Origin of the sequence: Psychrobacillus sp. FSL K6-2843, from assembly GCF_038626375.1 — a bacterium.
In the GTDB taxonomy this organism is placed as follows: domain Bacteria; phylum Bacillota; class Bacilli; order Bacillales_A; family Planococcaceae; genus Psychrobacillus; species Psychrobacillus faecigallinarum.
The window spans coordinates 3,849,373-3,863,278 of record NZ_CP152021.1 but is presented as its reverse complement, the minus strand read 5'-3'; the positions used below and the strand labels follow the sequence as shown (position 1 = coordinate 3,863,278).

At 34.7% G+C, this 13,906-nt stretch carries 15 protein-coding genes and 1 pseudogene; 12 read left to right on the top strand and 4 right to left on the bottom strand.

Annotation, left to right across the window (positions count from 1 at the left end):
• Positions 1-107: 107 nt before the first annotated feature.
• Complete coding sequence (locus tag MKY94_RS19605; protein WP_144541138.1) at positions 108-1,493, bottom strand: DHA2 family efflux MFS transporter permease subunit; 1,386 nt, start codon at positions 1,491-1,493, stop codon at positions 108-110.
• A gap of 139 nt (positions 1,494-1,632) precedes the next feature.
• On the opposite strand from MKY94_RS19605, the gene MKY94_RS19600 reads away from it, so the two are divergent.
• From MKY94_RS19600 to MKY94_RS19585, 4 genes are all read left to right on the top strand, one after another.
• Positions 1,633-2,172 (top strand): TetR/AcrR family transcriptional regulator, encoded by a 540-nt coding sequence (locus tag MKY94_RS19600; protein ID WP_144541140.1) that lies wholly within the window; start codon positions 1,633-1,635, stop codon positions 2,170-2,172.
• Between the two features lie 441 nt (positions 2,173-2,613).
• The gene (locus tag MKY94_RS19595; protein ID WP_144541142.1) at positions 2,614-2,730 is read left to right on the top strand and encodes a YjcZ family sporulation protein; all 117 of its coding nucleotides are present in this window, start codon (positions 2,614-2,616) and stop codon (positions 2,728-2,730) included.
• 383 nt (positions 2,731-3,113) lie between these two features.
• Positions 3,114-3,890 carry a MerR family transcriptional regulator gene (locus MKY94_RS19590; RefSeq protein WP_154312092.1) on the top strand — a complete coding sequence of 259 codons (777 nt, stop codon included), beginning with the start codon at positions 3,114-3,116 and terminating at the stop codon, positions 3,888-3,890.
• Between the two features lie 21 nt (positions 3,891-3,911).
• A complete protein-coding gene (locus tag MKY94_RS19585) occupies positions 3,912-4,916 on the top strand; it encodes a C45 family peptidase (protein WP_342577650.1) in 1,005 nt (334 codons plus the stop codon).
• 164 nt (positions 4,917-5,080) lie between these two features.
• Here MKY94_RS19585 and MKY94_RS19580 read toward each other — a convergent pair whose 3' ends face one another.
• Positions 5,081-5,485, bottom strand: a complete 405-nt coding sequence (locus tag MKY94_RS19580; protein WP_342577649.1) for a hypothetical protein — start codon at positions 5,483-5,485, stop codon at positions 5,081-5,083.
• Positions 5,486-5,813: 328 nt separating this feature from the next.
• Between MKY94_RS19580 and MKY94_RS19575 the strand changes: the two genes are divergently transcribed.
• The 8 genes and pseudogenes from MKY94_RS19575 to MKY94_RS19540 all read left to right on the top strand — a co-directional run bounded on the left by MKY94_RS19575 (position 5,814) and on the right by MKY94_RS19540 (position 11,399).
• Entirely contained in the window at positions 5,814-6,314 is a 501-nt protein-coding gene (locus MKY94_RS19575) for a hypothetical protein (protein ID WP_154312094.1), read from the top strand.
• A 390-nt stretch (positions 6,315-6,704) separates the two neighbouring features.
• The gene (locus MKY94_RS19570; protein ID WP_151112184.1) at positions 6,705-7,895 is read left to right on the top strand and encodes an ABC transporter permease; all 1,191 of its coding nucleotides are present in this window, start codon (positions 6,705-6,707) and stop codon (positions 7,893-7,895) included.
• A gap of 44 nt (positions 7,896-7,939) precedes the next feature.
• The gene (locus MKY94_RS19565; RefSeq protein WP_151112185.1) at positions 7,940-8,479 is read left to right on the top strand and encodes a helix-turn-helix transcriptional regulator; all 540 of its coding nucleotides are present in this window, start codon (positions 7,940-7,942) and stop codon (positions 8,477-8,479) included.
• A 71-nt stretch (positions 8,480-8,550) separates the two neighbouring features.
• A pseudogene (locus tag MKY94_RS19560) lies at positions 8,551-8,757 on the top strand (GntR family transcriptional regulator); the annotation flags it as partial.
• Between the two features lie 260 nt (positions 8,758-9,017).
• Positions 9,018-9,488: a YjdJ family protein gene (locus tag MKY94_RS19555; RefSeq protein WP_144541155.1), complete on the top strand. Its 471-nt coding sequence runs from the start codon at positions 9,018-9,020 to the stop codon at positions 9,486-9,488.
• A 15-nt stretch (positions 9,489-9,503) separates the two neighbouring features.
• Positions 9,504-9,860, top strand: coding sequence for a peptide ABC transporter permease (locus MKY94_RS19550; protein ID WP_154312096.1), 357 nt, complete (start codon positions 9,504-9,506; stop codon positions 9,858-9,860).
• A gap of 264 nt (positions 9,861-10,124) precedes the next feature.
• Complete coding sequence (locus MKY94_RS19545; protein ID WP_144541159.1) at positions 10,125-11,072, top strand: cation diffusion facilitator family transporter; 948 nt, start codon at positions 10,125-10,127, stop codon at positions 11,070-11,072.
• Between the two features lie 21 nt (positions 11,073-11,093).
• Entirely contained in the window at positions 11,094-11,399 is a 306-nt protein-coding gene (locus tag MKY94_RS19540; RefSeq protein ID WP_144541161.1) for a metalloregulator ArsR/SmtB family transcription factor, read from the top strand.
• Between the two features lie 50 nt (positions 11,400-11,449).
• On the opposite strand, the gene MKY94_RS19535 is transcribed toward MKY94_RS19540, so the two are convergent.
• Together MKY94_RS19535 and MKY94_RS19530 are read right to left on the bottom strand one after the other, a co-directional pair.
• The gene (locus MKY94_RS19535) at positions 11,450-11,869 is read right to left on the bottom strand and encodes a hypothetical protein (RefSeq protein ID WP_144541163.1); all 420 of its coding nucleotides are present in this window, start codon (positions 11,867-11,869) and stop codon (positions 11,450-11,452) included.
• A gap of 438 nt (positions 11,870-12,307) precedes the next feature.
• Complete coding sequence (locus MKY94_RS19530) at positions 12,308-13,675, bottom strand: right-handed parallel beta-helix repeat-containing protein (RefSeq protein WP_342577648.1); 1,368 nt, start codon at positions 13,673-13,675, stop codon at positions 12,308-12,310.
• Between the last annotated feature and the right edge of the window lie 231 nt (positions 13,676-13,906).

The following is a 13,906-nucleotide window of genomic DNA, read 5'->3' as shown; positions in this document are numbered from 1 at the left end:
GAAGACAAAAAAGCCCCGGTAATTTTACATGTCGTAAAATTTTCGGGGCTTTTGGTTTTCTAAGGTGGGTTTTGTCCCAGCCTCTATCGAAGTGTATTAAAATTATTTTAATTTGTCTTTTTCGGGGTAAACCATGTGATAATGAACGCTATCATAGAGATAACAAACATATATAAGTATGTGTTACTTGTTGCACCAATATAACCTGTCGTAGATTCTAAAGAGACATTCAATAATTGAATAGAATAAATTGTCATGATAACTGCTGTACCAATCGCTCCAGCCAGTTGGCGAACTGTATTATTGATCGCAGATCCGTGAGAGGCTAATTCTTTTGGTAATGAATTTAACGCGGCTGTGTTTAATGGCATCGTAATAAACGCCAAACCTATACGTAATAAAATTGTACGAACTAAAATATATGCTGTTGTTGTTTCTGGTGATAAATCAATCACTGCAAGCATGGATAAAGCGATTAAACCTGTTCCTAGAATGAATAAAGGTTTTGCTCCAAATTTATCGAATAGCTTACCGGTTACTGGGGAAAGCATAGCATTGATAATGGCGCCAGGTAATAATAATAATCCTGCTTCAAGTGCTGTAAAACCTCGGCCATCTTGCAAATAAATCGGCAGTAATATTAAATCGGCATACATTAATATTGTAATCGCAATATTGACTATCGACGTCATCGTAAAAATTTTAAATCTGAATACATTTAAATTCAATAAAGGTTCAGTAGCCTTTATTTGTCGATGACAGAATAATATTGTTACAAGCAAACCGGCAATAATTGATGTAATGACGATAAGATCATCCCATCCTTTGCTGCCTGCACTACTAAAGCCAAAAAGTACAAGTCCAAAGCCAACAGTTGAATATATAACACTGATTATGTCGAGCTTTACTTTTGATGTTTCAGCTACATTAATTAAATATTTACTTGCTAGAATAATAATCAATGCTGCGAATGGAACCATGATGATAAATAACCATCGCCAAGATAAGTACTCTAAAATAAAGCCTGCTAATGTTGGTGCAATTGCTGGTGCAAAAATAATTGCAAAGCCAATCTTCCCCATCATTGCTCCGCGTTTTTCAGCCGGATATAAATAAACAATTACAGTCATCATTAAAGGAATGATAATTCCAGCACCTACTGCTTGAACCATTCTACCTGTTAATAGTATGCCGAAATTATTTGCACATGCTGAGATAATAGAGCCTATTAGTAAAAATAGCATTGAGCTAATAAATAACTGACGTGTGGAAAAACGTTTCATTAAGTAAGCTGTGATAGGTACTAACACACCATTTACAAGCATAAATCCTGTTGCTAACCATTGAATCGTTGCCGTGCTTACATCAAAAACAACCATTAAATCACTAAATGCAACATTTAACAATGTTTGATTTAATGTAGAAAAAAAGGTTCCAGTTATCATTATAATAATTAGTAACTTTTTAGTACTATTTGATATTTCATTTTGCATATTAATTTCCTTCCCATATAATACATATTATCGACATAGTGTCTGAAAAATATCATAGCAGAAGAATTAAAACGTCCATATACAATCAAGTCATTTCTGTCGATTAGTAGAAATTTAATATATAAAAGGAATGATTTAAATGTCTTTTAAAGAAGATCCTCGTGCCATTCGTACACAGGAAATGCTTAAAGCTACCCTACTTGAACTGTTACAAGAAGGTCACTCTCTACACCAAATTTCTATTCAAGAATTAACGAAGAGAGCAAATTTAAACCGAACCACCTTTTATTTACACTATCAAAATATTAATGAATTAAAGGAACATTTAACATATGACATTTTACAAGTGCTAACAGACAAAATAGAAAATTTGACTGCCGTTTTTGATAGGAATAGAAAAGAGAACTTAATACAGCTTTTGGATTATCTGCGTGAGCAAAGAAATCATATACTTGCGTTAGTGCAGTTTGAACAAGTTGAAAAACATTTACTTTTTTTGATGAAGGATTTGATTGTAACCCGGAGAAATCAATCTAAAAATATAGGAAGAAAAACCTTTGTAGACAAAGATATTAAAACTGCTTCTATTGTCGGCGTCATTATGTGGTGGTTAAAATATGGCTTACATTTAGATTCAGCATATATTGCTGATCAAATCAATCTTATGTATAGAACTTGAGTGTTCGCTACTTTTTATATTGTCCTTTCAAATGCAAAATGTTCCCTATCTATGGAAACAAATAGGGAACATATAATGGCGGCTCCTTCCTTTAAATCAAAAAGTAAAGCAATTGCGCCTCTTGTGGGATGAGTGAGACAGACAAGTCATCACAAATTGATATTGAAAAGGTTAACTGGTTTTACTCCGTTGGGTAATTTTATCTAAACGTTGTTTTTTTATTTCCAAAATAAAAAGAAGGAAAAATAAATGTGCATATAAAAAAAGAAAGAGCCAGTTAAAATCCAAGATAGCTTCAAAAGCTTACCTATTGCTAACGGGCAATAAACAATTTATTATCAGTGCTCAATAAATTATTTATTTGATACGTGTTATATTACCTTATCCACATGCTTACTTTTTCATATTCTGTAAGTATCAGTAGGAAAGGGGGTATATATGATGTCTGGATATGAAGGTCAAGGTGGCGGCGGTTACGGTAATAGTGGATCGGGCTTCGTTTTGCTTGTAGTACTGTTTATCCTACTTATTATTGTAGGAGCAAGCTTTATTTATTAAGCATGGTGGAGAATAAGGTAGTGTTTCAGCTTTGACTACACGACTTTTGGTCGTGGGTCATTTTATTTGTCAGTTTTCTACACGATCTTTAAAAAGAATCAATTAGGTTATAATGATACATTCCCATTTTGTATCTCTTTTCTAAAAAAGTCGACTTCCTCTTAAGTGAGCTAGTCGATTTTTTTTAGCATCTACAATAAAAGTTAGCATATGCAAAAATTTAAATACATAAAAATGCGTGTCATATTTCATTTCTTTTATACTTGAATTAATTAGAAAAATGTAAAGGATTGTAAGATGTGAATTACGAGGAATTCTGTCATTTATTTTTCTTGAGGTTCAAGTTACTTTAAGGTTTATGATGTATTTAAGGAGGTAATTATTTGAAGCATTCTATTACTATTAAAGAATTATCTAAAAAGACCGGTATTTCCCCAAGCGCAATCAGATTTTATGAAACAAAAGATTTAATTCGTTCCAATAGAAATATGAGCGGCTACAGAGTATATGAAGATGATCAGATAGAAATGTTAAAGTTAATAGCCAGCTTGCGACTTATAAATGTGCCTCTAAAAGATATTCAAAGATATCTCCTAGAAAAAGATAATTTTCGAAAGCACGAGATGGTAACTGTATGGAAGAGCAATCTTGAGAAGCAAAGAAAATTATTAGATGTTAGCTATCGTTTTTTAGATAGCAATTCCTTAAATGAGCCAATTTATTTAAAGGAGAAATCTGAAGAAGTAATTATTTGGTTTGATAGTGAGGGCGAAATTGGTGAATTTGGTGAGCATATTAAAGCGAAAGCAAAGCTGTTAAAACGGAGAAACATTACATTTGAGAATTGTTATTTAAGGTATTTATCTGGAGATCATTTTTTAAAGGTAAGAATTGGTTTTGTAATAGACTCCAAAGTAGATTTAGAGCAAATAGAGACACCTTTTAAAATAGAAATTATGCAGCCTTGTATTGTACTTGCACTTCCATTTAAAGAGTCTATTAAGCTGGTTAAATCTGGATATTTGAAATTATTGGGATACGCAAATGAAAATGAGTGGATTCCAGTTGGTTCTATAATGGAATGCTATTACGGAAATGATTTTATGGAAATGGAAATTATTTTGCCTGTATTTCATTTAGAGGAAGAGGAGAGGAAGTAATTGTCCAATGAAGAGCTAATATTGAAGTTAGTAAAATTGCAAGGAAGCTATTTCAAAATTGGTGTACAGCAAGGTGAGGAATTACTTACTTCGGTAGCATCTGAAAATCAAGAAATGTTAAAGAAGATGACAGCACATTCAAAATACGAGAAAAGTGAAAAATGGCTGGAGCAAATCTCCCCAAGTATTTTAGAAGAAATCAAAGGACTTGCAAAAGGTGCTCGAATGAATATTCCTAATGCAATTCGATTATATAGTGGATACGATATGGAATTCCTAACAATGGGCTGCACTTCTTTTGTTAGTAATGGCATGTATGTCCGGAATTACGATTTTAGTCCAGACTTTTATGACTCAAGATTAGTTTTTATGAAACCAAAAGATGGGTATGCATCCGTTGGTTTTAGTCAACAAATCATTGGTAGGCTCGATGGGATGAATGAAAAAGGTCTAGTTGTAGGATTACATTTTGTAAACAATGAAGAACGTAAAGAAGGTTTTATGGCCACTACAATAGTCCGTATTCTCTTGGATAACTGTAAAAACGTAGAGGAAGCAATTGAACTGATAGAAAAAATTCCTCATGCCTATTGTTATAATTATTCAATGACAGATAGTAGTGGAAAAGGGGTTGTTGTAGAAGCTGCTTCTAACAACATACATATCAATATTGATAAACAAATCACTTGTACTAATCATTTTGAAGCGCATAGATTAAAAGGAAAAAATAGAAAAGATATACAGAGTTCTATTTTGCGTAAAACGTACTTAAATGAACTATTAACAAAAGCACTATCTAAAAATCAGTTGTACCATCAATTTAATGACGGAAAATCTCCACTCTTTTTTAATTATTACAAACAATATTTTGGTACATTACACACAGTTATCTATTCCCCACAAGATTTAAGCATCACGTTTGGAGTAGGTGAAAATTGTAAGCCTTATACAGTAAAATTACTAGATTTTATTAACCAGAACATAAGTCTACCAAGCTCTATTAGAGGAGAAATCAAACAACAGTGAATGTAACGATTGACGCCAAATTAATCCGATCTCTGTATTCTCAATCATTTTTAAACTAATCAAATTTTATTGGTTTACTTTACTAGCCTCTCATAATTTTTGCATGGGAGTAGTATTATTAGAAAAAGCCGATGTCCCATATGTAAAAGAACATCGGCTTTTGATTATCTAAACAAACCTATAACAGACCCTAATTGTCTCATCATAGTATAACCATTCCGTATCGTACCTGCATGACCCATAAGTGTGTTGATGTGATTTGGTAGGTTTCCTAAAACACCTGGAGAAGATTGGTTCCCTCTATTATTATAAGGAGGGCCAAACTGCTGTCCTTGATAAGGAGGACCAAACTGTTGCCCTTGATAAGGGGGGCCAAATTGTTGTCCCTGATAAGGGGGGCCAAATTGTTGTCCCTGATAAGGAGGGCCAAATTGTTGTCCCTGATAAGGGGGGCCAAACTGTTGTCCCTGATAAGGGGGGCCAAACTGTTGCTCCTGATATGGAGGGCCAAATACTTGTCTATTTCTTGGGGGAAAAGATCTTCCCGGAACTGGTGAAAAAAGTGGCATATGCTCACCTCCTAACAGAGTAACCTATCTATAATATATGGCAGTATGCTTTATAGAATTAGACTTTTAATGGAACTATTATAAGAAGAAAGAAAATATACTTTACCATCAACTATTTTATAACTCATATTAACTGAATTATTTAATTTGTTAAAAAAAGGATAAATAGTTCTCCTTAGCTTTAAAAATTGTGTTATAATATAAATATCAGTGTGCAGCAATAAGTAGGGCCATCTGTATGGTCTTGCTTTTTTTGTGCCGTTTTTGCACAAATTTTTTGTTCGCAGGTATCTGCCATCTGAAATATTACAGTATGGAGATGAAATTTATGCAATACAGAGAGGATCGTCTACCTCAAAATGCAAAAGAAGGTATTTTGTTTTTATTAATCATTTCAATTATTTCCGTCAACACGATTGCTCCAATTATTATGGGGTTGGAACGTGAATTTAGCAAAGAAGTTTATATAGATACACTAAAGATTATTCCTATTATGTGGGTCGTCGTAGTATTATTAGTTAGACTAGTTGCAGGACCACTTGTAGGTAAAATAATGCCAAAGTTTGTTGGACAAACTGATGGCTTTAATGCTCGTATTTTATTGAATACTGTATTAAATGTAACCGTTTTGTCTATCTGTTTATCTATAATCGGCACATGGATTGGCATGGGTGAAGTTACTCTAGATCCTTTTAAAAACTTTCTTCATATTTGGCCGAGAAACTTCGCTATCGCATTTTGGATTGAATTGATTGTTGCACAGCCTATTGCAAGATTTGTTATGAAAAAAATGCATCAAAACAAAGCAAATAAAGTAGTAAGTGCCTAATTAATACGAAAATAGAGAGAGCCCTGCCTGAACAAATTTTGTTCAGGCAGGGCTCTTATTTTTTTTATATCTTTGATACACCATTCAGCTATTGGAGGCATAACCCGGAGTTGAGAAACTGGGGTCTTACTACTAAGAACGATTATCCTTCAGCTCTTTATATAGTTAATTTAATTTAAGACATTATCTACATTATGCTGTGATATGTTGATTTCGTCTTATTTTGGACAAGTTTATCGCAAGAATATGTAAAAGAGAGCTTTTTCATTTGCCTATCTAAAAATAAAGGATTATACTAACAAAGTTATATAAACAAAGTACTCTAATTAAAGTACTTTATTTAAAGTATATAAGAAATTAATTTTATTTGAAAGAAGGAAAATTAAACACATGAAGTTTACACAATTTTTGAAAACAAAGGGAGCTATTGCTTCTATTTTTATGGGGATATTTTATGCAGTTGCAATGCTAGGTATCTTTTTACCTGGGTATACGGCTATTCCAGGTAATATCGATAAACTACCTATAGCGATCGTTAATGATGATGCTGGGGAATACGGTACGATGATTGCCGATCAGCTAAAAGAAAATTTACCTTTTGAAGAGGTTAAAACAGATTTAACCAATAAAAGAGCATTAGAACAATTAGAAGAGAATGAAATTACTCTAGTAGTGCACATTCCAAAAACATTTTCAGCAGATATGGAAAACGGTGAAGTATCATCCAGTATTGATTTCACTGTAAATGAAGCAGGAGCAACGGTTGTTTCATCCTCTATGACATCTATTATTACGCAAATAAACAATCAGTTAAGCGCTCAGTTTTCTCAGCAAACAGCACAGGGAGTATTAATGAACTTTAATGTGCCGGAGGAGCAAGCTGCTGATATGGCAAAAATGATTGAAACTTCTTATGTTGGAAACGTAGTGACTATAAATGACATTCCAGATGGTATGCATAACAATATGTTGCCTATGTTCTTAACGATGGCTGGTTATGTAGGGGCAATGATTGCAGCAATGCAATTAGTAGCTTCCTTTAACGAAAGTCGTGGGAAAGCGAGTAAAACTCGTTTATTCGTATATGTGCAATTGACTGCGTTAATAATCGCAGTATTAGCAGGATTAGCATCAATGGGTATTGCTTATCTAGTAAATGAACCAAGTGGAGAACTATTCTTAAGTCTTTTCGGACAGCAAGTTTTAAACTACATGGTTGCCTTCAACTTTACAGCAATGTTTATATTCCTTGTTGGAGAGGGTGGTATGATTCTCAACATACCAGTGCTTCTTGTACAAACAATTGCTAATGGCGCTACAATTACAAGAGACATGATGTATGGTCCGTATGAATGGGTAAGTTATATTTCGCCTATGTATTACTCTGTCCAAGCATACTTTGCTAATATGTATAGTAGTATTAGTCCAGCGCCTTTTGTATGGGGTATGATTGCAGTAGGTTTAGGAGCAATGCTAATTAATATTTTGCTTGTTGCCTTCGTCCATAAAAAAGTTCCATTAGAAGCTACTTTGGTAGAGGATACAAAGGATGTTATAAATAATACTGAAATTACTGTATGATTTTGCTACAATGAATATAATTCTTGCCAAAGGAGCGGTATTATATGGCAATTCAAATATATATTTTGGGTAAATTAATGCAGGATAATAACTATCCATATAAATTAAAAAAAGAGCTTTCAGAGCCTATCCCCTTTGACCAATTAGGCGGAGTTACAGAAAGCAAACTGTACTATCACTTTGAATCGTTAGTAAAGCAAGGGCTAATAGAGCCAGTAGAAATTATTAAGGAAGAACATCGACCAGATAAACAAGTATTTGCTATTACTGATAAAGGTAGAGAAGCCTTACCACAAAAGATTTATCAATTATTTGGGAATGCCGATACAATTAGCGGAATGGTTATAGCGTTAGCGAACATTGAATACGTGGATCGAGAAAAAGTGATTGAGTTACTTTATCAAAAACTAGCTAGAATCAAAGAACATTGGGCTCATATTAAGGATTTGGAAATTAAAGTACAGTTATCGGAAGAAAAAGAGCATTTAGTAAAGTATCTTGGAGAATATTTTTCAAGTAAAAAAGAGCATACTACGTATTGGCTCGAGGAGTTAATTAAAAGAATTGAAAGAAATGAAATATAAAATAAGGGTTATTCAGCTATGGAAATGGCTGAATAATCCTTTTTCTTATGAAATACATTTATGGTTTTTGCATACAAATTATTATTTCAAACAATTCAAAGGAACCAATTTACGAGCAAATTTACTTGCAGATTAAAAAACTAATCCTTACAGGTGAATTAAAGAAAGGGCAGTCCCTACCTTCTATGCGACAGCTTGAAAAGGATTTAGACATTAGCGTTATTACAACTAAGCGGGCGTATGAATTGGAGAAGAATGGCTTTATTTATTCCATAGTGATATTATTTGTAATACTTTTAAAGATTTTTCAAGACTCTATTCCAAGGATTACCGAACCAATAACAAATACGGTTGTTCTAGTTGGTTTTGTAATTTTAGCAATTGTGGTTGGTATATCGCAACTAACAAGAAGTAGTGATTAGTAAGCCAAAAATTTTATAATACTTGGATAAAAAGCTGTTTAGACTTATTGGGCAGTTTTTTTATTCATTATAAGGGAAATAATGTTAATATAGATTAAAATGGAGGTGAGAAGTTTTTGAAACAATTGATTCAAGCAGGTTTAGCTATAATGGTTTTAGTATTTTCTACAATCGCAGCTTGGTATGAAGGGAGTACGCTTATACACTCTACATGGGAATGGAAGCATACTGCTATTTTTTCGAAGTGGATCAATGGATCTGTAAACCATGCGAATGATATTTTGACAATAGATTATTTTATATATGCTGCTAAATTCGCTCCTGCCTACCCTTTGGCTATGCTTGTAAGTGGAACGTACTTACTTATCCTTATTGGTTTCGTTTTATTTAAGGGTAATACTCGGCCATTTTATTATTTTTTAGCTTGTGTTGGGATTATGTCCTTGGTCCTGTGTAGTTTAGTATCAGGTTCACCAACGACGGGTTTAAAAATGCTTTTTAATACCTCTTTATTATTAGGTATCTTAGCTGTTGTTATTTCACTTACATTCGTTATTAAAAACAATAATAAAGAAATTACAAACTAAATTGGAGATTTCCTTATGAGTATTTCAGAAATACTGATTATTTCTTTAGTTTATGGCGGTTTATTTATATATTTATCGACAGTTTTCAGTACAAAAAATAAGAGACGCAACAACGCTTTAACAAGTATAACCCTTAAGAATACGTTATTATTTGTGCTATACAGCTTTACTATTTCATGTGTATGGTCAATGTTTAAAGCAGAAGAAGCACATAGGAACGAACATAGTGGGTTGAAGGAAGTCAGCCTCAATGCACCTGCCTTATTGTTTATAGCCGGTGTAACCTTATATTCTCTATTACTTTTTTTGCTGAGCAGATATTTGATAACAAAAGGGAGAGGCCAATATAGGCGCAAAATGAAATACCGATAAAGCAAAGGAGCCGATACTTCATTAGTAAAGGTTTCTTTTTTTTGGCAACTCCTTGGTTTTATTTGGCTTCAGCAACGGTGATGGTTTATGGCTCACCCTACGAATGCGTCACTCTAGAAAGGAGATTTATCCCATAATTAAATTTTCTTCTTTGATTAATTCAACCCGTTTACAAAATATTGAAGATAGTATACTATATATATATGAATATATAATCATATATTAGTTTTATTGTTTATATTAAGGGGAAGGAGAGGATTTATTATGGCCGATCAACATAATCACACACATAGTTCCAACAAAAAGGTATTGCTCATTTCATTCTTTGTTATCTTCACCTATATGATTATTGAGGCAGTAGGAGGATATCTGACCAATAGCTTGGCCCTGCTGTCGGATGCGGGACATATGCTAAGCGATGCAGTTTCTTTGGCTATTGCTTTATTAGCTTTTACTTTTGGAGAAAAAGCAGCAAATATGAACAAAACGTATGGCTATAAGCGTTTTGAGATTTTAGCAGCTGTGTTAAACGGCATTACTCTAATGGCAATCGCATTCTTTATCTTTTACGAGGCAATTGTTAGATTTGCCAATCCTCCGGAGGTAGCTACAACCGGAATGCTAATTATTAGTTGTATTGGATTAGCAGTTAATATTTTTGTAGCATGGTTTATGATGCGAGGCGGTGACACGGAAGACAACTTAAATATGCGAGGAGCATTTCTACATGTTATCAGCGATATGCTAGGCTCGGTCGGTGCTATTATAGCTGCCTTACTTATCATGTTCTTTGGTTGGGGATGGGCTGACCCATTAGCAAGTGTGATTGTAGCAGCACTTGTTTTAAGAAGTGGATACTTTGTAACAAAAGCTTCTCTTCATGTTCTAATGGAAGGAACGCCACAAAACGTAGATATGAATGTTATTGTTCAAACGATTGAGCAAAACTCTGAGATAAAAGGGGTTCATGATTTACACACTTGGTCCATTACTAGTGGACTGAATGCACTTTCTTGCCATGCGGTAGTTAGTGAAGACATGACAGTTGCTGAGGGTGAAAAACTACTGCAGAAAATAGAGCATGATCTAGCCCATCAAAATATACAGCATGTCACTATTCAATTGGAAACAGAATTCCATAAGCATGATTGTTCCATTCTTTGTACAACTAAAGCTGAGGACACAGGTGCACATCACCACCATCATCATTAATCATAAATAGGAGGGTATGAAATGGAGGAAAAATTACAGCATGAGTTAGACGATGAAACGCTATTCGTCGTATCTCAGACTTTTAAAGCATTAAGTGATCCCACTCGTATTCGTATATTAAATTTTTTATGCTGTGAGGAACATTCAGTAAACGAAATCGCAGAGGCATTAAATTTAGGGCAAACAACCGTTTCTCACCAGCTACGATTTTTAAAAAATTTACGCTTAGTAAAATTTAGACGTGAGGGGACTACCTTGTATTATTCAAGTGATGATGATCATGTGATGAATTTACTACACCAGGCAGTGGATCATGCAAAGCATTAATATGTAAAACCTCACTATATCGAATAGTGAGGTTTTTTGTGTGCGATGACTTAATTTTTCACATCGCTGATGATGTCTCTTACTGCTGGAATCGTGCGATGGCTGTACTTTTTCACCAGTTCATAGTACTCGTTTAAGCCGCCGAACTCGGACTGTTTCCAGTTTGCAATTCGTTTCGCAGCGATATGCTCCGCGTGCTTTGCTTCTAGGTCTAAACGAAGTCTGCGCGCCTCTGCATTGGTTTTCATGGCTTGGCTGCCTGATTTGTATGCATTTTTGTACATTTGGTCCTCAACTGCCAGCTCTTTCACGCTAGGGAACAGGCTGAATCGGTTGACTCGTGTACGGTAGTGATCCATCATGATGAATGCTTTGTCATGCTTCGGGTTCGCCGATAGATTGATAATAGCAATTGTCTTCTGGTTGATATTGTAGTGCGTCACCAATGTTTTGACGTTGAAGTATGCCATATGGCACTGATTTTGCGTATAGTGAAGAATAAACAGATGGCGTAGACGGTGAATAGCAATAGAATGCCACCGTTTGGAACCGTGTAACCGTCGATTAACTCTTTCGCAATGCTGTGGATGACGAACAGTAAGCCGTGAAGGAATAGTGCAGGCGTCATGTGCCACACGCTGTTTCGGATGAAAGTCCACACGATCATCAGAATACTTGTTTGAAAATTGACTCCCATTTTGAGTCCCGGACGCGCAACACGTCTATGTTTTGTGTGGCGATTGTTCTTTTTGTTCTCTAATTTGATGTCTCTGATATTTAGGTTAAGCATCATTGTATTCACCTCTTTTATCTTTTAATTTTTGGTTTATTATAGTCCGACGCTATTTGCACTGTGCGTCTCTTGTTCTTCGGTGAAACCTTCATGTATCAATTGGCTATTTGTTTTATTATTTTACATACGTAACATGACTACCAGTTCCACCAGCAATAGGTAGTTTAAAGGTATTTGTATTCGTGCCAATTTTCAGCTTTACATTAATTTTAGTGGATATGTTAATCCCACGGACAGATACATATTTGTTTGATAACTTACCATCACCAGTTAGGACGTTTTGTGAGATGGTTCCTTCGTTATTAGTAGAGCGTATTGCAATAGCAGCAGGTACTACGTACTTCTTGTCCTGTACATCCTGAATTTTATTTTTAGTAATTAAAAACTGATTATTATGGGTGTTGATACTAATACCATTAGCGAAGCTATTCTTCAAGGTATTTTCTTTTATTATTAAATCTTTCGTAAACTTGGCACAGATTGCACCTGAGATACTGCTTCCTTCTTTCCCTGCATTTGTTAATTGGTTACCGCTTATCGTAAAACCACTGGCATAATCTGACGTTGATCCGGCAACAATAATGCCACAACCTTTGCCGATTCCTTCGATTTGGTTACCTTTTGCCGTTGAGCGCTGTGTACCAAATATTCCTTTTTTGCCATCACCTGTCGCATTAACAAACGCTATACCGACTTTCGCGTTTCTTATTTTATTATGGTTAAACGTAATATTTTCTCCACCATGCGTGTCTAACGCTTCCCATAATGGGATATCTTCTATGGTGCTATTTGTTACCGAGCTGTCTTTGCTTCGTGGATATTGTATCAGGTCACTCTTAGAACCTCGCCTAGAAAAGAACACACCATATGCATTTCCGTTGGTTCCCGGAGCAATAGCTTTAATATGGCTCTTATCTACGTTGAAATTACTAACAGAGAATCCGCCAATGCCTGCATAGCCGATGTCCTCAATGTTTGTATTTGTAACAGTCACATTGTCTGCAAATTCGGCTTTAATGCCATAAAAACCGATGTCATGAATAAAGCTATCATGAATAACAATATTTTTAGCATAATTCGCTGAATTCGCGCCATTAATGTTTATTCCGATACCCTTTACACCAGCATCTTTGTTGCCTGCGCCCTGTATTTCTAAACCGTATATATTCACCCCGCTACCTATCGTTAGCAGTGTCGTGTGCTTTTTATCATTATAAATTTTAGAACCATAACCAATAATAGTTGTATTATCAGGAACTTTTAATCCGCTCACCTTAAACGAACTACCATATGGTAATACAACAATTTTACCGGCTCCGAGGTTCAATGCATCTTGTAGTCTTTCAGTCTCACCCGCAGTTTCTACAAGTACAACTTTGTCTTTATTACTATCTGAAATGCCAAGTTCAAGTCCAAGTTTAGCCTTTTCTGATATTTCTTTTCCTAACGTATTGATATCATGGGATTCCGCGTTCACTTTCACATCTGCACTGACACCAATAGTCAGCACCATAATAATTGCTAAAATACTGGTAAATAATACTCTCGATAATCTCATCATTTTCATCGTCTTCTTTCATCTTTTAATTTCTGGTTTATTTATATTCATGCCTTTTATCGCACGTGGCGGTACAAAGTATCACATCAGGTCATCTTTAGGTGGGAGAAAAAAATCACTCCGCTTTAAAAAAAGTAGGTCTTAATCACTTGGACT

What these genes read in the sequence shown, in the direction of transcription:
- MKY94_RS19540 (WP_144541161.1), top strand. Translation starts at nt 11,094, where the DNA reads ATGGAGGAAAAATTACAGCATGAGTTAGACGATGAAACGCTATTCGTC.
- MKY94_RS19600 (WP_144541140.1), top strand. Translation starts at nt 1,633, where the DNA reads ATGTCTTTTAAAGAAGATCCTCGTGCCATTCGTACACAGGAAATGCTT.
- MKY94_RS19575 (WP_154312094.1), top strand. Translation starts at nt 5,814, where the DNA reads ATGCAATACAGAGAGGATCGTCTACCTCAAAATGCAAAAGAAGGTATT.
- MKY94_RS19595 (WP_144541142.1), top strand. Translation starts at nt 2,614, where the DNA reads ATGTCTGGATATGAAGGTCAAGGTGGCGGCGGTTACGGTAATAGTGGA.
- MKY94_RS19605 (WP_144541138.1), bottom strand. Translation starts at nt 1,493, where the DNA reads ATGCAAAATGAAATATCAAATAGTACTAAAAAGTTACTAATTATTATA.
- MKY94_RS19535 (WP_144541163.1), bottom strand. Translation starts at nt 11,869, where the DNA reads ATGGCATACTTCAACGTCAAAACATTGGTGACGCACTACAATATCAAC.
- MKY94_RS19565 (WP_151112185.1), top strand. Translation starts at nt 7,940, where the DNA reads ATGGCAATTCAAATATATATTTTGGGTAAATTAATGCAGGATAATAAC.
- MKY94_RS19580 (WP_342577649.1), bottom strand. Translation starts at nt 5,485, where the DNA reads ATGCCACTTTTTTCACCAGTTCCGGGAAGATCTTTTCCCCCAAGAAAT.
- MKY94_RS19570 (WP_151112184.1), top strand. Translation starts at nt 6,705, where the DNA reads ATGAAGTTTACACAATTTTTGAAAACAAAGGGAGCTATTGCTTCTATT.
- MKY94_RS19550 (WP_154312096.1), top strand. Translation starts at nt 9,504, where the DNA reads ATGAGTATTTCAGAAATACTGATTATTTCTTTAGTTTATGGCGGTTTA.
- MKY94_RS19545 (WP_144541159.1), top strand. Translation starts at nt 10,125, where the DNA reads ATGGCCGATCAACATAATCACACACATAGTTCCAACAAAAAGGTATTG.